Annotated in this window: 21 protein-coding genes and 1 tRNA gene; 8 read left to right on the top strand and 14 right to left on the bottom strand. The window is 48.8% G+C overall.

Annotation, left to right across the window (positions count from 1 at the left end; all coding sequences use genetic code 11):
• The first annotated feature begins 67 nt into the window (after positions 1–67).
• Complete coding sequence (locus tag OFAG_RS00455) at positions 68–709, top strand: GIY-YIG nuclease family protein (RefSeq protein ID WP_005878405.1); 642 nt, start codon at positions 68–70, stop codon at positions 707–709.
• A gap of 86 nt (positions 710–795) precedes the next feature.
• On the opposite strand, the gene OFAG_RS13600 is transcribed toward OFAG_RS00455, so the two are convergent.
• Both OFAG_RS13600 and OFAG_RS00445 read right to left on the bottom strand, forming a co-directional pair.
• Entirely contained in the window at positions 796–1,188 is a 393-nt protein-coding gene (locus tag OFAG_RS13600; protein WP_155979175.1) for a hypothetical protein, read from the bottom strand.
• 155 nt (positions 1,189–1,343) lie between these two features.
• Positions 1,344–1,419 (bottom strand) — tRNA-Thr (locus OFAG_RS00445).
• 153 nt (positions 1,420–1,572) lie between these two features.
• Between OFAG_RS00445 and OFAG_RS00440 the strand changes: the two genes are divergently transcribed.
• The 3 genes from OFAG_RS00440 to OFAG_RS00425 all read left to right on the top strand — a co-directional run bounded on the left by OFAG_RS00440 (position 1,573) and on the right by OFAG_RS00425 (position 8,530).
• Positions 1,573–2,307, top strand: a complete 735-nt coding sequence (locus OFAG_RS00440; RefSeq protein WP_005878409.1) for a DsbC family protein — start codon at positions 1,573–1,575, stop codon at positions 2,305–2,307.
• A 601-nt stretch (positions 2,308–2,908) separates the two neighbouring features.
• Positions 2,909–6,670: a methionine synthase gene (gene metH, locus OFAG_RS00430; protein WP_005878412.1), complete on the top strand. Its 3,762-nt coding sequence runs from the start codon at positions 2,909–2,911 to the stop codon at positions 6,668–6,670.
• A 21-nt stretch (positions 6,671–6,691) separates the two neighbouring features.
• A complete protein-coding gene (locus OFAG_RS00425; protein ID WP_020994664.1) occupies positions 6,692–8,530 on the top strand; it encodes a M61 family metallopeptidase in 1,839 nt (612 codons plus the stop codon).
• Between the two features lie 56 nt (positions 8,531–8,586).
• Here the strand turns inward: OFAG_RS00425 and trpC are convergent, their stop codons facing one another.
• The 12 genes from trpC to rpmH all read right to left on the bottom strand — a co-directional run bounded on the left by trpC (position 8,587) and on the right by rpmH (position 17,723).
• Positions 8,587–9,387, bottom strand: a complete 801-nt coding sequence (gene trpC / locus OFAG_RS00420; RefSeq protein ID WP_005878416.1) for an indole-3-glycerol phosphate synthase TrpC — start codon at positions 9,385–9,387, stop codon at positions 8,587–8,589.
• Positions 9,388–9,403: 16 nt separating this feature from the next.
• Entirely contained in the window at positions 9,404–10,438 is a 1,035-nt protein-coding gene (gene trpD / locus OFAG_RS00415) for an anthranilate phosphoribosyltransferase (protein ID WP_005878418.1), read from the bottom strand.
• A 2-nt stretch (positions 10,439–10,440) separates the two neighbouring features.
• The gene (locus OFAG_RS00410) at positions 10,441–11,004 is read right to left on the bottom strand and encodes an anthranilate synthase component II (RefSeq protein ID WP_020994663.1); all 564 of its coding nucleotides are present in this window, start codon (positions 11,002–11,004) and stop codon (positions 10,441–10,443) included.
• A 259-nt stretch (positions 11,005–11,263) separates the two neighbouring features.
• A complete protein-coding gene (gene yacG / locus OFAG_RS00405) occupies positions 11,264–11,452 on the bottom strand; it encodes a DNA gyrase inhibitor YacG (RefSeq protein WP_005878422.1) in 189 nt (62 codons plus the stop codon).
• A gap of 2 nt (positions 11,453–11,454) precedes the next feature.
• Positions 11,455–12,204, bottom strand: a complete 750-nt coding sequence (zapD, locus tag OFAG_RS00400) for a cell division protein ZapD (RefSeq protein WP_005878424.1) — start codon at positions 12,202–12,204, stop codon at positions 11,455–11,457.
• Between the two features lie 78 nt (positions 12,205–12,282).
• Positions 12,283–12,903: a dephospho-CoA kinase gene (gene coaE, locus OFAG_RS00395; protein ID WP_005878426.1), complete on the bottom strand. Its 621-nt coding sequence runs from the start codon at positions 12,901–12,903 to the stop codon at positions 12,283–12,285.
• 935 nt (positions 12,904–13,838) lie between these two features.
• Positions 13,839–14,414 carry a nucleoid occlusion factor SlmA gene (slmA, locus tag OFAG_RS00390; protein WP_005878428.1) on the bottom strand — a complete coding sequence of 192 codons (576 nt, stop codon included), beginning with the start codon at positions 14,412–14,414 and terminating at the stop codon, positions 13,839–13,841.
• Between the two features lie 254 nt (positions 14,415–14,668).
• On the bottom strand, positions 14,669–15,154 hold the full coding sequence (locus OFAG_RS00385; protein WP_005878430.1) for an HAD family hydrolase: 486 nt from the start codon (positions 15,152–15,154) through the stop codon (positions 14,669–14,671).
• Positions 15,155–15,223: 69 nt separating this feature from the next.
• Positions 15,224–16,897 (bottom strand): membrane protein insertase YidC, encoded by a 1,674-nt coding sequence (gene yidC / locus OFAG_RS00380; RefSeq protein ID WP_005878432.1) that lies wholly within the window; start codon positions 16,895–16,897, stop codon positions 15,224–15,226.
• A gap of 10 nt (positions 16,898–16,907) precedes the next feature.
• Entirely contained in the window at positions 16,908–17,186 is a 279-nt protein-coding gene (yidD, locus tag OFAG_RS00375; protein WP_005878434.1) for a membrane protein insertion efficiency factor YidD, read from the bottom strand.
• A gap of 5 nt (positions 17,187–17,191) precedes the next feature.
• Positions 17,192–17,563, bottom strand: a complete 372-nt coding sequence (gene rnpA / locus OFAG_RS13110) for a ribonuclease P protein component (RefSeq protein ID WP_005878436.1) — start codon at positions 17,561–17,563, stop codon at positions 17,192–17,194.
• Positions 17,564–17,588: 25 nt separating this feature from the next.
• On the bottom strand, positions 17,589–17,723 hold the full coding sequence (gene rpmH / locus OFAG_RS13105; RefSeq protein WP_005878438.1) for a 50S ribosomal protein L34: 135 nt from the start codon (positions 17,721–17,723) through the stop codon (positions 17,589–17,591).
• 372 nt (positions 17,724–18,095) lie between these two features.
• Here rpmH and dnaA point away from each other — a divergent pair, with 372 nt between their 5' ends.
• From dnaA to OFAG_RS00355, 4 genes are all read left to right on the top strand, one after another.
• Positions 18,096–19,478 (top strand): chromosomal replication initiator protein DnaA, encoded by a 1,383-nt coding sequence (dnaA, locus tag OFAG_RS00370; protein ID WP_005878440.1) that lies wholly within the window; start codon positions 18,096–18,098, stop codon positions 19,476–19,478.
• Between the two features lie 57 nt (positions 19,479–19,535).
• The gene (dnaN, locus tag OFAG_RS00365) at positions 19,536–20,642 is read left to right on the top strand and encodes a DNA polymerase III subunit beta (RefSeq protein WP_005878442.1); all 1,107 of its coding nucleotides are present in this window, start codon (positions 19,536–19,538) and stop codon (positions 20,640–20,642) included.
• A gap of 106 nt (positions 20,643–20,748) precedes the next feature.
• Positions 20,749–23,241, top strand: coding sequence for a DNA topoisomerase (ATP-hydrolyzing) subunit B (gene gyrB / locus OFAG_RS00360; RefSeq protein ID WP_005878444.1), 2,493 nt, complete (start codon positions 20,749–20,751; stop codon positions 23,239–23,241).
• A gap of 165 nt (positions 23,242–23,406) precedes the next feature.
• Positions 23,407–24,525, top strand: a complete 1,119-nt coding sequence (locus OFAG_RS00355; RefSeq protein ID WP_020994659.1) for an AI-2E family transporter — start codon at positions 23,407–23,409, stop codon at positions 24,523–24,525.
• Positions 24,526–24,577: the final 52 nt, after the last annotated feature.

Below are 24,577 nucleotides of genomic sequence, written 5' to 3'. Positions count from 1 at the left end.
ATAGAAAGATCAGCTTCATTCAAGACCCGTATTGCTTCAAAGTGCGCCATCAAATCCAGACAAGATCATGAATAAAAAACCTAATTATGGCATTGTTTATGTGCTGACTAATTCGGTTATGCCCGGCTTGGTCAAGATCGGCATGACAACGCGCGAAAACATCGATGCTCGCATGAAGGAACTTTATGGAACTGGCGTTCCTGTTCCATTTGAATGCCAATATGCTTGCAAAGTGAAGCCGTCTGACTGTGCCAAGATTGAGAAAGCTCTGCATACAGCATTCGCGCCGAACCGCATCAATGTCAATCGAGAGTTTTTCCAGATCAAACCGGAACAGGCGATGGCTATTCTGGAACTTTTTCATCGTGAAGATATTACTGATGAAGTGACTCTTGAAATTGATGACGATCTGACCAGCGACGATAAGGCTGCCAAGGAAAAAGCAAAACAATCCCGTCGCCCGCCGCTCAATTACAAGGAAATGGGTATTGAATCGGGAATGAAACTGACATACATAAAAGATCCGACTATCGAAGTGACCGTCACCGGTGAAAAGAAGGTACTTTTTGAAGGCAAAGAGCAGTCTTTAACGGCAGTGACTCGACAATTACTCGGACTCAATCATAGTATCCAACCGACTGGTTACTGGACCTTTAACGGAAAGAATTTAAGGGAAATTTACGATGAAACTTACCCCTTGGAAGAATAGAAAGTAGTTCAGATTTTAATCTGAAGTATTTGATAGCTGACCGGCAAGCTACCAGATGAAGCCGATACCTGCCAGATCTGATTTTGCTACGACTTTTTATTCAGTACCATCCATTTCGCTATCATCTTTGCCATAACTCGCGCGCAATTTGGAAAGCTGTGTCCATTCATGAGGATTTTCTGCAAATGCCCCATCGAAAATAGAGATTTCACGCTCACCAATGCAAGGACGCAGCCGTTTTTCAATACACTTTTTAAGTGAGTTGCTTCCGTCAGATTTTTTGAAAATGGACATTTTTGAACTTTGGCATTTCGGGGCGCGCTGATAAGATTCACCAAACCGACTGACACAACCTCTAAAAACAAGCTCCCTCCATCAAAAAGCGTACAAGGCTTTTCTCCTGGCTTAGCATTTTTTATTTGAGTGGCTGAAAGCGGCTTTGTTCTTCTTGGCATTTTAGGGGCAAGTTGTTTGAACAATATGTTATAAATCTGCCCCTGTTGTTGCCCCTAAAAACAGTGGATGTCAACGGACGGAATCGGACTTTCGCGGACGACAGATACAAAAAAACCCACGTAAATCATTGAAAATACGTGGGTTAATGTACTTCTTGGGACGGCCTGAAATAATTTTTTGGTGCTGATGAGAGGAGTCGAACCTCCGACCTACTGATTACGAATCAGTTGCTCTACCAACTGAGCTACATCAGCGAAGCGTGCATTGTAACAAAAAAAACGGCAAACTTCTCGCTCTTCATTATATAAGATTGCGATTTCTTCAGTTCGTGAGCTGTATCTTGCCGCAACAATAGCCAAGGCTTTCCTGTTCGCTTATCCTTGGTAAAAATCTTTCGAGGAACAAACATGAACAGTCTGTTTACACGTCTTCTGCGATCCATTTTACCGGTTCTGCTTTTGTCTTTCAGCCATGCTGTGTTTGCTGCGCCATCGCCTGAAGCCAACATTCAACAGCGCTTCAGGGAATATCTCGGTGTCGATGTCAAAAAAGACGCGATTGTCAAAACGCCTTATGCAGGCCTGTATGAAGTTCAAATCGGAGACAATCTCGTTTATACGGACAAACAGGCACAGTACCTTTTTCTCGGAAAAATCCTGGATCTTCAGACAAAAAAGGATTACACCGACGAAAAACTCCGGCAAATCACGATCGTCGATTTTGCCGACTTGCCCAAGGATCTGGCCATCCGGATCGTCAAGGGAAACGGCAAAGGAATGATGGCGGTTTTCTCCGATCCGAATTGCCGTTATTGCAAGCAGCTTGAATACAATCTTCAGAATGTGGACGATGTGACGGTCTACGTGTATCCATTCAATATTTTGTCTGAAAAGTCCGTTGAGCTTTCCAGAAATATATGGTGTTCCGAAAATCCCGCACAGGCCTGGAAAGACTGGATGATTAACGACAAAAGGCCGGCAAAGGCAAAAGACGAATGCGTTTTTCCTGACGAAAAAATACGCGCACTTGGACAGAAATTGAACATCCGGGGAACGCCGGCCATTTTCTTTAGCGACGGAACACGCGTTCCGGGGGCAGCCGATGCCGACGATATAAACAGGAAACTGCAATCTCTGAAGTAAACGGTTTTGTCCGCCCCTGGAAAGGTTTCTTGCAGAAATTGGTCCGCAAAATCTTTAAGGGGACGGGCCGGACTTTGAAAAGATTCATCGATAAGTCCGCCAAAGTCAGCACTGTAATGTCTGAAAGTTCTGCTCCAAAGGATTTTCAGAAAATCCGGGAAAATCGCCAGCGATACCGTAACAAATGCGGCGTTAAAACCATTGCTGTCGCAATGAATGCGAGGCGAGATTGGAGGTGGATAAACAGCGGAGCCATTTCGTAAATCGTCGGAAAAATATGGCATAAAGACCGCTACAGGCTTTATTCAAGCATTGCGCCCCGGGCAAGCGATAAAAAACAGAAAAATTCACGACGATGAAGCACAAATCCGATTAGCGGTTTGCCGCCTTAATCGAACTCGGTTGTATTACTCCTGCAATTGAAAAACGGGAAGCGTTTTAAAGACGGCTGGCCTTTCCCGTTTTCAGTTTGCGGCAATCGAACTGAAGCTGGCGATTCGTCGGGCTTATTTGATTCCAGTATAATTTTCAACTTGTTCGTTCCTTTTTAAATCGAAAGCTGAATTCCGGCGAAGATCGACACACTGCACCTGCCTACACTATGACTCAAATGGATATCAATTCAACCGAAAACCGTCTTCGTGAAATCATGTCCCGCCGTATTCTCGTTCTGGACGGCGCAATGGGGACAATGATTCAGCGTTATGGCCTGACCGAAGAAGACTATCGTGGAGGCCCGGACGGTCGGTTTGCGGATTTTGTTCCTCCAGCCTCAGCGGGTGACCGGGAATTATTCGTCAAGGGCAACAACGAGTTATTGTCGTTGACCCAGCCCCATATCATCTCTGCAATTCATGAAGCGTATCTGAAAGCGGGAGCCGATGTCATAGAGACGAATACTTTCGGCGCTACCGCTATCGCCCAGGATGACTACCACATGGCTCATCTCGTTTATGAGATGAATGTGCAATCGGCCAGAATCGCACGGGAAATATGCGATAAATACGCTACTCCCGACCGCCCCCGCTTTGTCGCAGGCTCGATGGGCCCTACACCACGCACTGCCTCGATTTCACCTGACGTCAATGATCCGGGCGCACGCAATATTACATTTGACCAGCTCGTAGCCGCTTATTCCGAACAGGTTCGCGCTCTGGTTGAAGGCGGAGTCGATCTGCTGCTGGTTGAAACGGTATTCGATACGCTGAATTGCAAGGCAGCCCTGTTCGCGATCGATTCCTTTTTCGAAACAGCAGGAAAGAAACTCCCGATCATGATTTCGGGAACCGTCACCGATGCTTCAGGCCGCATTCTGTCCGGGCAGACCGTAACGGCCTTCTGGCATTCGATCCGGCATGCGCGACCGCTGACTGTCGGCCTGAACTGCGCGTTGGGGGCGGCACTGATGAGGCCCTACGTGGAAGAACTGTCCCGGATTGCAGATACGCATATCTGCATTTATCCCAATGCGGGATTGCCCAATCCGATGAGCGAAACCGGATTCGATGAATTGCCGGAAGACACATCGGCATTTCTGAAAGAATTTGCCGAAAGCGGTTTTATCAATGTTGTCGGCGGATGCTGCGGAACGACTCCCGATCACATCCGCGCCATTGCCGAAGCGGTGGCTCCATTGCCCCCGCGAAAACTGCCCGCCATCCCGCCCGCCATGCGCCTGTCCGGTCTTGAACCGTTTACAATCGACGAGGATTCGCTTTTCGTGAATGTCGGCGAACGTACGAATGTAACCGGTTCCAAAGCATTCGCACGGATGATTCTGAATGAGGAATACGACAAGGCGCTGGCTGTCGCCAGACAACAGGTTGAAAACGGTGCGCAGATTATCGATATCAACATGGATGAAGCCATGCTGGATTCGGTCAGTGCCATGAGGCGCTTCCTGAATCTCATCGCTTCCGAACCGGAAATTGCCCGCGTTCCGGTCATGCTCGATTCCTCGAAATGGGAAGTTATCGAAACCGGCCTGAAATGCCTGCAAGGCAAATCCATTGTCAACTCCATTTCGCTGAAAGCCGGGGAAGCCGAATTTCTGCGTCAGGCAAAGCTGTGCCGCCGTTACGGTGCTGCCGTGATTGTCATGGCTTTCGATGAACAGGGGCAAGCCGATACCTACGAACGCAAAATTTCGATATGCCGGCGGGCTTACGACTTGCTGGTCAATACGATCGGTTTTCCTGCAGAAGACATTATTTTTGATCCCAACATATTCGCTGTCGCCACCGGCATTGACGAGCACAACAATTATGCCGTCGATTTTATCGAGGCCACCCGCTGGATAAAGGCCAATCTGCCTCATGCCAAAGTAAGCGGCGGCGTTTCCAACGTCAGTTTCAGCCTGCGCGGGAACAATCCCGCCCGTGAAGCGATACATACGGTTTTCCTCTACCATGCCATCTCGGCCGGAATGACGATGGGGATTGTCAATGCCGGAATGATCGGCGTCTATGACGAAATTCCCGAAGCCTTGCGCGAGCGGGTTGAAGATGTGGTACTGAACCGGCGGCCGGATGCGACGGAACGCCTTGTTGAAGTCGCCAATGCATTTCAGGCGGGCGCGAAAAAAGAAAGCGACAATCTTCAGTGGCGAACGGAACCGGTGGGCAAACGGCTGACTTACGCTTTCGTTCATGGACTGACTGACTTCATTACCGAAGATACCGATGAAGCTCTGCAGGAAATCCTGAAAAAAGGCGGTCAACCGATTGAAGTGATCGAAGGGCCTTTGATGGACGGCATGAATGCGGTGGGCGATCTCTTCGGGCAAGGCAAGATGTTTCTTCCGCAAGTCGTCAAATCGGCGCGCGTGATGAAACAGGCTGTCGCCTATCTGGTTCCCTATATCGAGGAACAGAAGCGGCTGAGCGGCAATACACAGCCGAAAGGAAAGATTGTCATCGCGACAGTAAAAGGCGACGTTCACGATATTGGAAAGAACATTGTCGCGGTTGTCCTGCAATGCAACAACTTTGAAGTCATCAATATGGGCGTGATGGTTCCATGTGAGGAAATTCTGGCGAAAGCCAAGGAAGTCAATGCCGACGCTATCGGTCTTTCCGGTCTGATCACCCCGTCACTGGAAGAAATGATGCACGTTGCCAGCGAAATGCAACGTGACGAGTATTTCCGCTCACGCCGCATTCCGCTTTTCGTTGGGGGGGCAACCACGAGCAAAACGCACACGGCCATCAAGATCGCGCCGAATTACGAGGGTCCTGTCGTACAGGTTCCGGATGCATCCCGTACCGTGACAGTTATCCAGGCCCTGCTTTCTGACAGCATGCGCGAAAAATACATCAAGGTACTGACGGACGATTACGAACACATCCGCGAACTTCATGCGCAAAAGAAACCGAAGAAGCTGCTGTCTATTGAAGAAGCTCGCGCAAACAAGGCGAAATTATCGTTTAAAGAAACAAATGCGCCCAAAAAACCGATTTATCTGGGGCAGCGATTTCTCCGGAATATCGACTTGTCTGTGCTGACAAGCTATATCGACTGGTCGCCCTTTTTCAGGGTCTGGGATTTGCCGGGTTCTTATCCGGACATTCTGAACGATAACGCTCACGGTGAAACAGCCAGAAAAGTTTTTGAAGACGGACAGAAAATGCTGGAAAAACTGATCAGGGGAAAATGGCTGACCGCCAACGCCACCATTGCCCTGATGCCGGCCAACAGCGTCAACGATGACGATATTGAGATTTACACGGACGAAACGCGTTCAAATGTCGCGTTCACTTACTATGGGGTCAGGCAGCAAATGGAAAAACCCGTCGTTGGCGGTGTTTCCCGTCCCAACCAAAGTCTTGCCGATTTCATTGCGCCAAAATCCTCAGGCATCAGGGATTACATCGGCATGTTCGGTGTAACCACCGGTATAGGGATTGAACGGCGGCTTGAGGAATTCGATGCAGCCCGGAACGATTATGACAGTATCATGCTGAAGGCGTTGGCCGACCGTCTGGTAGAAGCGCTGGCAGAATATTTGCACGAACTGGTCAGGAAAGATCTCTGGGGATATGCGCCAAACGAACATTTTACGAACGAGCAGCTTCAGAAAGAACTGTACAGCGGTATCCGCCCGGCTCCCGGCTATCCTTCCTGTCCCGAACATACCGTCAAAAGCGATCTGTTCAGAATATTGCGCTGCGAGGAAATCGGCATGAGCCTGACGGAATCGTATGCCATGTTGCCTACCGCGTCCATTACCGGTTTTTATTTTGCCCATCCGGATGCCCGTTATTTCACGATCGGCAAAATCGGAAAAGATCAGGTAGCGGACATGGCGAAACGGCGGCATGTTAATGAAGAAAAGATCGCGCAATGGCTGGCCCCTGTTCTGTAGGGATACGTAAAAAATCATTCTATGCAAATTGACGATACGATGCAGGCTATTCATTATTCCATTGAAGCTTCCGACCTGAACGCCCATTTGTTCCGGGTGACATTGACAATCAATAATCCTGACAAAAACAGGCAATTATTCAGGTTGCCTGCCTGGATACCGGGCAGTTACATGATCCGGGAATTTGCGCGAAACATCGTACAAATTCATGCCACCTGTGACGATCGTCCAGTTCCTCTCTCGAAAATCGACAAACATACCTGGCAGGCAGAGGCTTTTTCCGGTCGACTCCATCTGGTTTATGAGGTCTATGCATGGGATTTGTCGGTCAGATCTGCTCATGTCGATCAAACCCATGCCTTTTTCAACGGTTCGAGTGTATTTCTGGAAGTGGTTGGGTACGAGGCACTTCCGCATATTGTCGATATCAGAAAACCGGCTGATCCTGCGGCCGGCACATGGCGGGTTGCAACGGCACTGCCCGAATATGAAGCGCAACGTTATGGATTCGGCACTTATATCGCTTCCGATTATGACGAACTGATCGATTCGCCGGTTGAAATGGGCCATTTCATTCTGGGCCAGTTTCAGGCGTATGGAATACCGCATGAAATCGTCATTACCGGTCGTGTCCCCAATCTGGATATGGAAAGAATCGAAAGCGATCTGAAAAAAATCTGCGAAACCGAGATCGCCTTTTTTGAACCGGAAATAAAAAAGGCTCCTGTATCCCGTTATGTGTTTCTGATTATGGTGGTCAAAAACGGGTATGGCGGTCTGGAACACAGGGCCTCGACCGCCCTGCTCTGTTCAAGGTCGTCCTTGCCCTCCATTAACCGCAAGCAGTTGTCGCCGCAAAAAATCGACGAGGATTATTTACAGTTTCTGGGGCTTTGCAGTCACGAATATTTCCATACCTGGAATGTCAAACGAATCAAACCGGCTGTTTTCGCTCCCTATGATTTGCAACAGGAAACGTATACCCGGCTTCTGTGGCTGTTCGAAGGCTTTACCAGCTACTACGACGATCTGACCATCGTCCGAAGCGGCATAATTGACGTGAGCACTTACTTGCATCAAATTGCGTCTACCATCAACAATGTCCTGCGCGGACGAGGGCATCTCAAGCAAAGTGTTGCCGACGCCAGCTTCGATGCCTGGATCAAATACTATCGGCAAGACGAGAACTCGCCGAACGCATTGGTCAGCTATTACACCAAAGGTTCGCTGGTCGCGCTGGCACTCGATCTCACTATCCGGCTCGAGACCGGAAACGCCAAATCGCTTGATGATGTCATGCGGGTATTGTGGCAACGTTACGGCCGAGACTTCTATAAAGGCGCCAACCGCGGCATAACCGATCCGGAAGCGAAAGCGATCATGGAAGAAGTCACCGGGCTGAATCTTCAGGGCTTCTTCGAAAAATACATTTATGGCACCGATCTGCTTCCGCTTGCGGATCTGTTCGCTTCTTTCGGCATAGCCATGAATGACACGACTGTCTCTTCCAGGCCCGGTCTTGACATTCGTGTCAAACGTTCGGGTAACGATTGCATCGTTACCCATGTATTCGAAGGGGGAACCGCCCATCGTGCCGGTATATCGGCGGGGGATGTTTTGCTGGCTCTCGACGGTTTGAGAGTTTCGGCAGACAACCCTTCCGCCAGTCTGGAAAAACAGCTGGCACGCTATTCCGTTGGAGAAGCCGTTGAAATTCACGTCTTCAGACGGGACGAACTGATGAGATTCGATGCTGTCCTACAGGACGAACACATCCCCAAATACATTCTGACCTTATCCAAAGAAGAAACGGCTTCCATGAAAGAAGCCCGGCAACACTGGCTGCAACTGTCACCATAAACCGGGAGCTTGCATCTTCTTCCATGAGAGGCGAAAGTGCTACAAGAGAGAGACCGTCAGGAAAACAGTTTGGCCAGTTCTTCGCCGGGTTCCTTTGCACGCATGAAAGCTTCGCCGATCAGAAAAGCATTCACCCCGGCTTTCCTCATCCGGATCACATCGCTTCTTTGGCGGATTCCGGACTCGGTAACGACCAGCTTGCCTTCCGGCACACAGGGCAACAGATCAAGCGTATTTTGAAGGGACGTTTTAAACGTTCTCAAATCGCGGTTATTGATGCCCAAAAGCGCCGTCTGAAGCCGAAGAGCACGTTCCAGCTCTTTTTCATTATGGACTTCAACCAGAACGTTCATCCCCAGACCGGAAGCGCATGCTTCGAGCTCCGCCATCTGGCCATCTTCCAGAGCGGCGACAATCAGCAAGATGCAGTCGGCTCCCCAGGCGGCAGCTTCATAAACCTGATAGGGATCGATAATGAAATCCTTTCTTAAAACCGGCAGTGAGCAGGCTTGCCTCGCTTCTATCAGATATGCCGCGGAACCCTTGAAAAATTGTTTGTCAGTAAGTACTGACAAACACGCTGCTCCGCCATTCTCATAGCTCTTTGCGATTTCGGCAGGATAAAACCATTCACGGATAACGCCTTTGGAAGGGGATGCTTTTTTCACTTCCGCAATAACACCTGCCCGACCTTTGGCAATTTTTTCCCGAAGCGCACCTTCGAAATGACGCCGATTCCGTTTGATATCGCCATCGTTTTCCACCTGATATTGCAGGCTTGCCAAAGGCAGTTTTTGTTTTGCTTCCCGGACTTCGCTTTTTTTGACAGACAGGATTCTGTTCAGGATGTCGTGCATGATGATCTCGCCCTTACTATTGGTTGACCGATTGCGTAAAGCCGACGAACTGGTCCAGCTTCATGCGGGCGGCTCCCGATTCGATGGCTGCCCTCGCCTGTGCCAGACCGTCCGCAATCGATCGGGCCTTTCCCGCCGCATACAATGCGGCACCGGCATTCAAGGCAATGATATCGGCCGCCGGTGTCGGTTTGTTATTCAGGGTATCCAGAACGATTTTCCTGGATTCTTCCGCATTGGCAACCTGAAAATTGCGGCTGGCATACATCCTGATGCCGAAGTCTTCAGGATGAATATCATACTCGCGGACTTTTCCGTCAGACAATTCGCCTACCAGCGTACTGGCGCCCAGCGACACTTCATCCAGATTGTCCCTGCCCCAGACGACCAATGCCCTTTTCAGCCCCATCTTCTGCAACACGCGAACCTGAATACCGACAAGATCGGGATGAAAAACCCCCATCATCATGTTGTCGGCATAGGCAGGATTTGTCAGTGGCCCAAGAATGTTGAAAACCGTCCGCACCCCCAGTTCTTCGCGAACGGCCTTGGCATGCTTCATGGCGGAATGGTGATTGGGAGCATACATGAACCCGATACCGACTTCTTCAATGGAGCGGGCAATCTGTTCAGGAGACAGGTTGATATTGACGTTCAGCGCTTCCAGCAAATCGGCGCTTCCCGAAGAAGAAGAAACACTGCGGCTTCCGTGCTTGGCTACCTGTGCGCCACACGCTGCGGCCACAAACATGGAAGCGGTCGAAATGTTGAAAGTATGGGCTCCGTCTCCGCCCGTTCCGACAATATCGAGAAGATTCTCCGGATGCTGCACTTTGACCTTCAGGGAGAATTCCCGCATGACTTCGGCGGCAGCCGCGATTTCCCCAACCGTTTCCTTTTTCACACGCAGGCCGATTGTGAGCGCGGCGATCATCAAAGGCGACATTTCTCCACTCATGATGCTCCGGAACAGGGACAGCATTTCATCATGAAAAATCTCGCGATGTTCAATACATCTTAAAAGCGCTTCCTGAGGCGAAATGGATGTCATGATCAGTCTCCGATGAAATTTTTGAGTAAAGTATGGCCTCTTTCGGAAAGGATGGATTCAGGATGAAACTGGACGCCTTCAATGGCGTACTGTTTGTGACGAACCCCCATGATTTCTCCATCTTCCGTCCATGCCGTTATTTCGAGACAAGCCGGCAGACTTTCTCTTTCGATCGCCAGAGAATGATAGCGGGTAACAATAAACGGATTGGGCAATCCCCGGAAAACCCCTTTGTCAGTGTGAAAAACAGGCGAAGTCTTGCCATGCATGACCTGTTTTGCCCGGACAATTTTCCCGCCAAACGCCGCGCCAATGGACTGGTGTCCAAGACAAACGCCGAAAATCGGTTTTTTACCGGCAAAATGTTTAAGCACTTCCAGCGATATGCCTGCTTCATAAGGCGTTCTGGGACCGGGAGAGATACAGATCTGATCCGGATTCAGTTTTTCGATCCGATCAATAGAAATTTCATCGTTACGATAAGTCTCGACATCCGTACCCAGTTCACCAAAATACTGGACCAGGTTGTAAGTAAACGAATCGTAATTGTCAATCATCAGCAACATGGCAGTCACCCTTGTGTTTATTCGGGAAAAACAAAACATTCGTGCTTTTGTCAATAACGGCAAAAAAGCATTTCAGAGGCCGTTGTAACGGAACGTCGCGCGCACGGAAAGCGCATAAAGGGGATATCAGGCTCTTGGCTTGCGCCAACGCCAGTGGAGGGTGAGGAGAATAACTGCTGAATGATTACTTTTGCACATGGTGCAGATTATTGCTTAAGTATTTTGACTTATCAAGTCAAATTTATTCCTGGAATGAAATTCACTGCCTTTCAGCGGAATCGTCATCTCCGTTTTCTTCATCATTGGCGGCAGGCACTTTGTATTTTTCTTCCGCCCATGCGCCAAGGTCGATTTGTTTGCACCGTTCCGAACAAAACGGACGATACAGATTGGATTCTTTCCATTCCACATCTTTGCCGCACATCGGACATTTTACGATCGTTACCATTTTCAACAGAGAGTCAATTCACAAGGTATGTCTTCTTCAAACGGTATCGGTTTTATGGTGCCGTCCTGTTTGGTAAATCGGATCCAGAGCATGTACTTGTTGGCCGAAGCCTCAGGAATGGCGCCACACCTCGAATCAATGCGCAAGCGAAGCATCTGGTGCACTTTACCTTGCAGCATTTGCTGGTAGCTGCCGGAATGCGCGATTATTTTAAACTGCATGCCCGAAGCCCGAAGAAGCCGCAACAGCAGTCCGACCGCATTGATCAGCGATTGCATGGGAGAAAACCATTCGGCGATGTCTTTTCTGCGTTCGTCGCTAGAACGATGCTGCCAGGCATAATAAGAAGGCAAATCGAATTCGCAGGCACCTCCCGGAATGATGGTTCTGCCGCGAACGCTCATCAGCCACTCGTTTTCCCGAATACTCTGGCCGGTTTTCCCGTGCGTATTTACCAAAGCCGAGCTGACTTTGTCGATCTCGCGCAATACCTCGTCGAGAACATTTCTCTGGATGTTTGGATGTGATTGGTAGCCCGCCAGAATCTGTTTCTGACGCTCCAGTTCCTGCAAAAGATCCGATTTGAGATCCGAACGGCTGGCCACTTCCAGCATTTCGAAAATGGTGGTCAAGGCGACATGATGCTGCAAGGCATGCCCCTGCTGCAGAAAGAAAGCATATCTTTCATGCAAATCTTCAAGCCGCAACAAGGTGCGGATACGTTCGTTGAAAGGGTATTCGTAAATTATCAATGTAAGCCTCTTTCAATTCGATATTCCCATCATTACAGATTCTGAACGAACAGTAAAAAAAAGACAAACCGGACAAGCTCATAAAAAAGCATTTTGGGCCATTTTTTTATATATGGCGTGTAAATGTTCAACTTCCCGGCTTGTATCTCCAATACTTCTGTTGTTCTCGATTACGTCATCCGCCATGGCAAGCCGTTTTTCGCGGGTGGCCTGCGTGGCCATAATGGCCCTGACCTGTTCCGCTGTCATATTGCTCCGTTTCATTACACGGGAAACCTGCAATTCTTCAGGACAATCAACGACTAGTACTCGTGTACCCATACCCCGCCATATCGGCAATTCGACCAGCAACGGATTGACGAAAATGACATAGTCACCTTTCGCTTCTTCAGCCAGACGAAACGAAACATCCCTGATCAAGGGATGAAGTATCGCTTCCAGTTTCAGGCGCTCGTTCGCATTGGAAAAAACATGTTCTCTCATCATTGCGCGATTCATGGCGCCATCCTGCCCAATGAACTCCGGTCCAAACCGCTCCCTGATGGGTTCTATTCCTTCCCCACCCGGCGCAGTCAGGCTTCTGGCGACTTCATCCGCGTCAACGACAGACGCACCCAAACCGGCAAAAATATTGGCAACCAGTGTTTTACCACTTCCGATTCCTCCGGTTAAACCGATCGAAAAATCTGTGTAATTCATTTTAGGAGAATTTTTCATGAAAAATTTAAGAAAAATCATTCAGACTCAGCATTTACCATCGGCTCTGCAAAAAAACGACACGACCTCAATTGCCAGGTAAAGACCTGATCACGAATAAAAGGAAAATTTTTAAACCCTCTGATATGGAAACGCCATTTTAATGCACCCGACCATTGTTGCCATTGAAGACGCTACTACGCCGACACAGAATAAGATGATCCGGCCAAACTCATCTCAAGACAAGCCATCGTTTTCAAACGCATGACTCCCATTGTTTTACTGCACGACCGGTCAATGGCATTCAGGCTCCCGAATACATTGGCTCGCAGCTGTTTCTGTCGTTCCGCGTGTCAGCGAGACATACAAGTCTTCCATACCGGCGAGCAACCCTGTTTCAAGGAAAAACAAAACAAGACAAGCGGACAAATAACAGGTTTTGTATCCCAACAGCGAAAAGAATCAACAGGAGCAGGCATAAATACCCAATGGGCCGTACTTCTCATAACGAATGCTGAAGACTCGCCCAACCATCACAGCCACAATAAGCCAGCGCCCCGACAACTGGAACGGATGAAAAACTCACAGTCTTCCGACGATAGCAGCAGAACACTCGCAATATGCAGGATAACAGAGGCTTGCCAGACAACAGCGAGACTGAAATTCAGGCGTCTTATTCAATTGGCAATCTCATTCTCTGCCATTTTCTTTATCGGCTGCTCAAAATGATGGGCAAAGCGGTTTTTTAAAGGATAGAACCGGAACAAATCCCCGGAATGAAAACATACCGTATCGAATCTCATCCCGATAGCGGGGCGCAGCCTAATCTCGCCAAGCCTCTTTTAAAGTGTTCTTCCTCGACCGAACGGAAAACGACGCTTCCGGTAAAAATGCTGCGCATGGCACCTTCACTTGAAACAATGCCCGGCTTCATAAAATCAGGAAAGCATGAAACTGATTTGTTCTGGCATGTTATTCGTCGGCTTTTCCCGAAATTGCGTTTTTACGAAACGGAATAACTTGCCAATAAGGTAACTCATTATCAGATTGCTTCTCACAGTCGCCATTTCTTCCGGGGCGCGCCCCTGAGAAATCGCCACACGCAGGCACTGCCTGAGAGTCAATTCGATCCGGTCGAAAAACTGGTTCATCCGTAACTGCAAACGGCTGTCTTCGTTGACCAGCGCATCTCCGATCATCACCCGGGTCATTCCAGGATTTCGTTCGGCAAAATTCAAAAGCAACATGGATACAGACTGTGCCTGCAGTAACCCGCTTTCTTCCCTTTCAGTAATCTGATTGATAACGCCGAATACGCTTGTTTCAATAAATTCGATCAGTCCTTCGAACATCTGGGCCTTGCTGGCGAAATGCCGGTACAAGGCAGCTTCGGATATGGCAAGACGCCGCGCGAGCGCCGCTGTCGTTATTTTTTCCCCATGCGGCTCCTCAAGCATCTGCGCCAGTGCCTGTAATATCTGCAGTTTTCTTTCTCCGGATTTGATGGTACCCATAAATTGACGATATGCATAAAGAATTAATGAAAACGTTCTAACTGTCGTATGAGACAACGAACGGAAGGAATTTTCAGATCCACATGAGCAGGTCTGCTGACCTGTTTCTTATGGAAAGGACGTGGATAAGCGTATTCGGAATAATGATCCGCATTCAGATATTGTGTTACCGGTACCGTCTTCATACCTATGGCTTTAGCTGTTCTCAAAATACGGACATTGTCTCCACAAAATACAATCCGCAGGCCTTGACTTCAGCATGGCCGGCAGTTTCGGGAAAATTTTCCGGATGGTTTCGGCTCGAACCTGCCGAACACCCGCATCGACTCCATGACAATATGGGCATCGAAAAAACGATACCACCCCGGCAGCTTCACTATCTCTTCCGAATAACAGGAAACTGAATTCGTCAAAAGAACTTTTCTGCCGGGCAAGCTTTGCAATAAGACAGGCAATTCTTTTTCCGAATTGACAAGTGATGCCAGACTGTCAAACCGGCGTACCGCATACACGAAATCTTTTGCTTTCCAGTTGCAAATCTGGCTGATCCACGGCAGAGTCGCATCGAAACGTGTCGAGTATTCCATTCTCAGCTGACTGGCTGCATCATCAGAAAGGAGACACGCCGGTTCGTCCAGCGGGCTGGCAATATGAACCGTCACATCCGCGCTGATTTTCAGAAATATAGCCAGCAAAGCATTATGACGCGTATTGTCCAGATAAAACAGCCAAATCATCATTTGTCTATTTCAAAAATTTCCCATAAAAAAGCCCATGCATGCACGGGCTTTTTTGGAAAACGCCACTCTTCAAGTCGTTTTTTTGACTGGCAGATTGCCATATCGTTTGTTGATCCAATACTGCTGGGCTATCGACAGCAAGTTATTGACGACCCAGTACAGCACCAACCCGGACGGGAAGAAGAAAAATGTGATCGAAAAAACAATTGGTAAAAACATCATCAGTTTTGCCTGCAGGGGATCTGGAGGAGGCGGGCTCATCTTTTGCTGGATGAACATGGAACCGGCCATGATGATCGGAAGAATATAAAACGGATCGGGCGCAGCCAGATTCTGGATCCATCCCAGCCACGGAGCATTCCGGATTTCCACACTGGCCAGAAGTACCCAGTACAGGGAAATAAATACAGGAATCTGAACGACAACCGGCAAACATCCTCCCAAAGGATTGATCTTTTCGGCCTTGTAGAGCGCCATCAGCTCCTGATTCATGCGCTGCTTGTCATCCTTGTATCTGTCCCGCAATTCCTGAATTCTTGGGGTAAACTGCTTCATTCTTGCCATACTCTTGTAACTGGCGGCCGACAGGGGCAAGAAAACGAGTTTGATAAGACAGGTCAGGAGAATAATCGTCCATCCCCAATTCCCCACTTCTTTATGGATGTGAGTCATCAGCCAGAAAATCGGTTTGGCGATAATCGTCAACCAGCCGTAATCCTTGACCAATTCGAGACCTGGCGCCGTCTGCTCGAGAATAATGGATTCCTGTGGACCGGCATAAAGCCTTGAATCGTTACTGGCAGAAGCTTTCGGAGCGATTGTACCCAGTGGAATAACCGTACCGATAGCATAAAGGTCTTCGCCTACTTTCTTGGTATAGTTTTCGCGCTCGACCTTGTCCTTTGGAATAAAAGCAGAAACGAAATAATGCTGGACTATCGCAATCCAGCCGTTATCGGCCTTGGTAGCATGATCGGCCCCTTTTGTCTCGGTAATATCGTCAAACTTCAACTTCTGGAATTTGTCCGCCTGCGTATAAACGGCAGGTCCGGTAAACGTACTGATAAAACGCGACTGCCCTTCCGGCCTGCTGCTGTCTCTCAACAACTGCAAATAGAGTGAGGCGTCAATTGGTTCGTTAGTCAGATTCGTCACTTTCTGGTCGACATCGACGACGTAACTACCCCGTTTGAATGTATAAGTCTTGGTCAGACGAACGCCGTCCCGCTCGGCATCCATGACCAGTTTGACTTCATCCTTTCCATCTGCCAGCGAACGTTCGCCGGGATGAACAGTGAAACGGGTGGCATGATTTGGATATACCCCTCCCGTCAGTCCCGTTTGCGCCAAATAGATCCGGGGCGGTACCGATTCGAAAAGAATCATGTCTTTTTCAGGATCGACATTGTCGGGATACTTCAGCAATTCCAGATTCTGGAAGACGCCGCCTTCGGAATTGATCTGTACCTTGAGAACATCCGTTGTTACTGTAACCAGTTCCGCCTGTTTTTTAGGCGCCTCTTTCATCACCTCAGCAACTGGCGTAGCCGGTGTACCTGCTTCCCCTGGCACGACTGCCGTATCCACCGGCACTTCAGGCAAGGCCACATTGGAATCCGTTTTTTTCGCTTCATGCTGGAAAATCAGAGACGTTCCGCCACGATATACCTGCCAGTTATCCCAAAGCATAAACAGCGATATTGCCAGAATCAGCAATAACGTAGTACGTTTTTTGGTGTCCATAATTCACTTTTCAAATATTTTCGCCGTCATTTTTTAACGGCTCGCTACAACCACAACCGGATTTTTTTTCAGGCACCGGGTCAAGTCCGCCCGGATGAAAAGGGTGGCATTTACATAACCTTATCAAGGTCAGGAAACATCCCTTCAAACAGCCGTGCACGGAAATCGCTTCCAGCGCATATTGTGAACAACTCGGGTAAAAACGACAATTTTGCCCCAGGTACGGGCTGATGCACAACTGATATCCCCGAATTAAAACGATAAACAGCCATTTTAAGGGAGATTTCATCATGGTCAGCTTTTCGGAGTCTTCCTGCGTGAGCCCATCAAACGACATACCTCTTCACGGAGAACGCGCTTCAAACAAGTGCCGGTTGCAGGGCCACGCCGGGTATTTACGGGAGAAGTCATACGGATAATACAGTCTAATGCAGGCATTTGCATACAACGAAATACTTCCCTGCATATCCGTTTGACAGTATTGCGTGTGACAGCTCGGGGAGCGAATCGCTTGGCCACAACAATGCCGAGCCGTGCATGCGCAAGCTGGTTGGAGCGGGCGTATAAAACGAAATGCTCGGTACGCGCACAAGGCCGCATACGAAAAACGGATGAAAAATCATCCGTTTTAACGATACGCCGATCGGAAGAAAATTTTCCGTTCACACACTCAGCTCAATATGGCAACAGCTTATACAGCCAGTCGTTTACGGCCTTTGGCACGCCGTGCATTCAAGACTGCCCGGCCGTTTTTGGTCGCCATGCGGGCACGAAAACCGTGAGTGCGTTTACGACGCACAACTGAAGGTTGATAAGTACGTTTCATGATGGTCTCGCTAATCAGCAAAAAAATTCAGAATATGATGTATTGGTTATGATCAACTCGTTTATCGCCCCGACCGGCATATATTAACCATAACAAAACATCAAGTTATGCGCAAAGAACCAATGATTAGACCGTAGTTTCACCTGTTCTGTCAACATGAATCTGTATTGCAGCGTGGAAATCGGTCAAAAAACAGACGTTACCTGTGGATAACTTCTCTAATTCAAGGTAAAATAGATATTTATAAACTATGTAATCGGTCGTTTTCACTGTTCTCTTAAATCATATTGTATCCATTCATTTCTGGCTTACAAAACTACTGTTCCCCGTTCCGCCTGCGATCGGTGAGCGACAAGGTCTTATTGTTGAATCATGGAAAATTTCTGGCAAAACTGTTTGTCGCAACTGGAACTGGAACTGACTCCCCAGCAGTACAGCGCATGGATAAAACCGCTCGTGCCACTGGATTACAATGACCGCGTTCTTCGTATTGCCGCTCCTAACCGTTTCAAACTGGATTGGGTCAAAACCCAGTATGCCGACCGAATTACGGCCTTGGCTTCCCAGTTTCTTGATGCGTCGGTTGAAGTTCAATTTATATTGAACCCGCAATCGCGCGCGAGCTCGTCTGTCAAAACCGTTTCGCCGCTGGCAAAGGCAGAGCTGCCCTCCGCGGAAGCCGATCCGGATGCCATTCCTCACAAGGCGCCGGTTATGGAAACGCCCGTCCGGGAACAGAGCCGTATCAATGCCGAAATGACTTTTGACAGTTTTGTGACTGGCAAAGCCAATCAGCTTGCCCGGGCCGCCGCTATCCAGGTAGCCAACAATCCCGGGGTTTCCTATAATCCGCTTTATCTTTTTGGTGGTGTTGGCCTCGGAAAAACCCATCTGATCCATGCCATCGGCAATCAGGTTCTTCAGGATATCCCTTCAGCCCGGATCCGCTATATACATGCGGAACAGTATGTCCGCGATGTGGTAACGGCCTATCAGCGGAAGGGTTTCGACGACTTCAAGCGTTATTACCATTCTCTGGACATGTTACTGATTGACGATATCCAGTTTTTTTCAGGTAAAAACCGTACGCAGGAAGAGTTCTTTTATGCGTTTGAAGCGCTGATCGCCGCCAGAAAACAAATCATTATTACCAGCGATACCTATCCGAAAGAAATATCGGGAATGGACGACCGTCTGACTTCGCGTTTCGATTCAGGCCTTACAGTCGCTATCGAACCGCCGGAACTTGAAATGCGCGTTGCCATCCTGATCAAGAAAGCTGGACAGGAAGGCATTCAGCTTTCCGACGATGTCGCCTTTTTTGTAGCAAAACATTTGCGCTCCAATGTTCGTGAGCTCGAGGGCGCATTAAGAAAAATACTGGCTTTTTCCCGTTTCCACGGACGGGATATTACGATTGAACTGACAAAAGAAGCCCTAAAGGATTTATTGTCTGTCCAGAACCGGCAGATTTCCGTTGAAAACATCCAGAAAACCGTTGCCGATTTTTTCCGGATCAAAGTAGCTGACATGTATTCCAAAAGGCGCCCGGCCAACATTGCAAGGCCGCGCCAGATAGCGATGTATCTGACAAAAGAATTGACTCAAAAAAGCCTGCCCGAGATAGGGGAATTGTTTGGAGGACGCGACCATACTACCGTATTGCACGCAGTCCGGAAAATCGCTCAGGACCGGTTGAAAAACCCTGAATGCAATCACGAACTGCATGTTCTGGAGCAAACTTTGAAAGGTTGACAGTATTACAATCCATTCATCTCGGAATCAAAGTAATCATTTTTCAAGGATAAGCATATGCAACTGGTAAAAACCGGCAGAGATAATCTTCTTCGTCCATTGCAGATTGTCAGCGGCATCGTCGAACGCAGACACACGTTGCCGATTCTGGCCAATATTCTCATACGTAAAGAAGGCAATGCCGTTTCTTTTTTGTCTACCGATACCGAAATCCAGATTGTTACCCATGCCGAAATCGGCACCGCGGAAGAAGACGCCACAACTACCGTTGCCGCTCGCAAACTTCTGGATATCCTGCGTGCGCTTCCTGATTCTGCCGAAATTGCGATTTCATTAAACGACAAGCGCCTTGTCGTTTCTGCGGGAAAATCACGTTTTTCATTGCAGACATTGCCGGCAGCCGACTTTCCGACCGTTTCCCAGCCACTGGAATACCAGACTTCAGTAACGCTTTCCCAAAAATCCCTGAAAAATCTGCTGGGCATGGTTTATTTCGCCATGGCGCAACAGGATATCCGCTATTATCTGAACGGTTTGCTGTTGCAAACGGGTGGAAACACCATAAAGGCTGTGGCTACGGATGGCCACCGCCTCGCATTCTGCCAGATGGAAACAGAGCAGGAATTTTCCAATAACGACGTCATCATTCCCCGCAAAACGATTCTGGAATTGCAACGTCTTCTCGAGGAATCGGAAGAACCTGTCAGAATCGATATTTCCGGCGCCCAGGTCCGCTTTGTATTCGGTGATGTCGAACTGATTTCCAAACTGGTAGAAGGCAAATTCCCCGATTACACCCGCGTTATCCCGAAAGGATACAAAAACAAATTCACGATTTCCCGTGAGCTTTTGCAAAGGGCGCTGCAACGCGCAGCGATCATGACCAGTGACAAATTCAAGGGAATTCGCTGCATTCTGGCTCCCGGAAGTCTCAAGATCAGTTCAACCAATGCCGATCAGGAAGAAGCGATTGAAGAAATCGAGCTCGATTATGACGGTGACAACATCGATATCGGTTTCAACGTCACCTACCTCCTGGACGTTCTGGGAAATCTGAAAAACGATGAAATCAGTATTGAATTGGGTGACGCCAATTCATCGGCACTTATGTCTGTCCCGGACAATACCGATTTCAAATATGTCGTCATGCCGATGCGTATTTAATGACGCCGTGACTTGCTGCTGATAATTTTTAACGATTATTGCTTTGTCTTTTTCGTGCTGTCTTACCGGGCGGCACGATTATCGGTATTTTAAGGAAAACCATTCCATGTCGCAAAATACACAAAATGAAGTTCAGGAAAACGGGAACGCTTACGGCGAGTCTTCCATTCAGATTCTGGAAGGACTCGAGGCTGTAAGAAAACGACCCGGTATGTACATTGGCGATACGTCAGATGGTACGGGACTTCATCATCTCGTTTTTGAAGTACTGGACAACTCAATCGATGAAGCGCTGGCCGGTTACTGTACCGAGATTCAGGTTACCTTGCACGCGGATAATTCGGTATCCGTGGTCGATAACGGCCGGGGGGTCCCGACCGGAATCAAATTCGACGATAAAAATACGCCCAAACGAAGCGCTGCCGAAATCGTCATGACCGAGTTGCATGCTGGAGGAAAATTTGACCAGAATTCCTACAAGGTTTCAGGCGGATTGCACGGTGTCGGCGTTTCATGCGTCAATGCCTTGTCCACCACCTTGCAGTTGACGATCTGGCGGGACGGGAAAGAACATTACATGGATTTCAGTCATGGTCTTCCCCAAAATGCGGCTGTTGAAATCATCAATGGCGTCGAATGCTCTCCCATTAAAGTCATCGGTGATTCCGACAGGCAGGGAACCCGCGTCCAGTTCTGGCCGGACGCCAGCATCTTTACAACAGTTGAATTCCAGTACGAGGTACTGGCCAGAAGAATCCGCGAACTTTCTTTCCTGAATAACGGCGTTCGTATCCGCCTGACCGATCAGCGTACCGGCAAGGAAGAAATTTTCGCCTATGAAGGGGGAACACGCGGTTTTGTGGAATACATCAATCGCGGAAAAAGCGTTCTTCACCCGACTATTTTCCAGGCGACCGGCGAACGGATATCCGAGCTCGACACCCCCATTTACGTCGATATTTCGATGCAATGGAACGATTCGTACAATGAACAGGTCCTCTGCTTCACCAATAATATACCGCAGCGGGACGGCGGAACTCATCTGACCGGCTTGCGGGCCGCCATGACGCGTGTCATCAATCGGTATATCGAAGAAAACGAACTGGCCAAAAAAGCCAAGGTTGACGTAACCGGCGATGATATGCGTGAGGGGCTAACCTGTGTATTGTCAGTCAAGGTGCCTGAACCGAAATTCAGTTCCCAGACCAAAGACAAACTGGTTTCTTCTGAAGTAAGGGGACCGGTTGAAGAAATCATCACCAAAACGCTGACCGATTTTCTGCAGGAAAAACCGAACGATGCCAAAATCATCTGTTCAAAAATCGTTGAAGCGGCTCGCGCACGTGAAGCGGCACGCAAAGCTCGCGAGTTGACACGCAGGAAAGGGGTTCTGGACGGCCTCGGTCTGTCAGCCAAACTGGCTGACTGTCAGGAAAAGGATCCGGCTCTCTCCGAACTTTACCTGGTTGAAGGAGACTCGGCGGGCGGCTCAGCCAAGCAGGGAAGAGATCGCCGTTTTCAGGCCATTTTACCTCTACGGGGCAAAGTGTTGAACGTGGAAAAATCGCGTTATGAAAAAATGCTGTCGTCCGAACAGATAACAACGCTTATCGCGACGCTGGGAACCAGCATTGGTCCCGACGAATTCAATATCGAAAAACTGCGCTATCATCGCATCATTATCATGACCGATGCCGACGTGGACGGCGCTCACATCCGCACTCTTTTGCTGACTCTTTTTTATCGGCAAATGCCCCAGCTTGTCGAAAGAGGATACGTTTATATCGCCCAGCCACCCCTTTATAAAATCAAGAACGGCAAGGACGAACGCTATCTGAAAGACGATCTTGAAGAAGCCAATCATATGATGTCGATTGCCCTGCAGGGCGCTTCCCTGCTTCCCGGAGAAGGCGTTGCACCGATCAGTGGCGAACAGCTGAAAGAAATGGCGGATCAGCATACGGTCGCCTACAATATTATCCAGCGGCTTTCCCGGTTTATCGATACAGACGTTCTGTCCGCTATCATGGATGGCGTCAAACTGCGGCTGAACACCATTGAAGACGCCGAAAAATCGGCAGTTGAATTGACTGCTGCCATTAACGATCCGTCTGTTACTGTCAAGGTTGAAAAAAACGCCAGTGGTGCGCTTTCTCTGCTTGTTGAGAGAACCCTTTACGGAAACAGGCATGTTACCGTACTGGACACCGATTTTGTCTATGGAAACGATTACCGCATACTGGAAAAAACGGCGACATCGTTTCTGAATCTGATCGGCTCGGGCGCTGTCATCCGCCGTGGAGAAGGCGACAGGATGAAGCAACAGGCCGTACAGAATTTCCATCAGGCAATGCAGTGGCTGAGAACCGAAGCTGAACGGGGAATTTCCAAGCAACGCTACAAAGGGCTGGGCGAAATGAATCCGGACCAGCTTTGGGAAACCACCATGGATCCCAGCATGCGGCGTCTTTTGAAAGTCAGGATCGAGGATGCTATTGCTGCCGATCAGATTTTCACAACGTTAATGGGCGATAACGTGGAACCCAGAAGAGCGTTTATTGAAAATCACGCTTTGCTGGCCGGGAATATCGACGTCTGATCGTCTTGCATATTTTCCTTCAGAAGCTGTTTTACTCCAGTAAAACAGCTTTTTTTCACTGCCTAAACACGAGATCCAACCGGTCTCCAATCTATCCGCTTTGTCACGACACTTTGACTTCGCACAGGAGGAGGTCGGGAGAATGACGTAATTCGATACGCGGGAATGTCAAACCATTTCAACGTTTCTTTTTACGACAATCCCATGAATCTGAATGAGTCCGGCAAAAACCTTTCTACAAACGAGGATTGGAGATCCCGCAACCGGATCAGGCTTCTTCTTCAGTTGGCGTTAACAATCGGGAGCGTTTTCCTGTGCTACCTGATGACTTTGCCTTTTCTGGCTTCACTCGCGTGGGCCCTGGCTCTTGCCGTGTTGTTTATGCCACTGCATCGGAAGATTTGCAGAAAAATCAAGCGCCCGACTTTTTCTGCCATTCTCACATCCGCTATTGCGATTGTTATTGTCGTTATACCGGTTTTGCTGATCACCGTTCGCGTCGTACTGGAAATCAGCCGCGGCTCGACACTTATCATGAGCAAGGTCGAATCGGGCGAATGGCAGCGCAATCTTGAAAGAATGCCCTATGTTGGAAAGGTATTGCTCTGGGCGGAAAACCAGCTTGATATTCCGTCGCTAATCGATAACCTGACGTCGTTTCTGACCGCGCAGGTTACTTCTTTTTTAAGATCGTCTTTTATCCAGGTCATTGTTATCGTTCTGACCTTTTATCTGTTGTTCTTTTTTCTGCGGGACCGCAATCAGATCTTGCGAACCATACGACGTTTTTCTCCCCTGTGCGGTTGTGAAACGAACGGACTTTTCAAGGTCATCAGTACCACTATACGCGCCACGGTATTCGGTACCATCGCTGTCGCAGCAGTACAAGGTTCTCTGGCAGGTTTCATGTTCTGGATGCTTGGGCTGCCTGCCCCTCTGTTATGGGGAGCCATCATGACCATTTTGTCGATCATCCCTTTGCTAGGCGCTTATATCATCTGGCTGCCCGCTTCAATATATCTCGCGCTTGACGGCAACCTGATGTATGGCCTGATACTGGCTGGCTGGGGCATGTTTGTAGTAGGAACGGTAGACAATCTGCTGTATCCCATATTGATCAGCAAAAAACTCAGGCTGCATACCGTTGTCGCATTTATTTCGCTTGCCGGCGGCATACTGGTCTTCGGTGCAGCGGGTATCGTACTCGGCCCAATCACGTTGACCGCGAGTGCCTATCTGATGCATCTGTGGCGTTCCAGAACAGTGGAAAGCCGAAAACCATGATTCCTACGTTTTTCATCAATCAGCTGTTTCCGTTTACCGACCAGCTGACAGT

The sequence above is a fragment of the Oxalobacter paraformigenes genome, assembly GCF_000158475.2.
Lineage (GTDB): Bacteria > Pseudomonadota > Gammaproteobacteria > Burkholderiales > Burkholderiaceae_D > Oxalobacter > Oxalobacter paraformigenes.
Note: the sequence above shows the minus strand (reverse complement) of the source record. Positions and strands in the feature narration are given on the sequence as shown.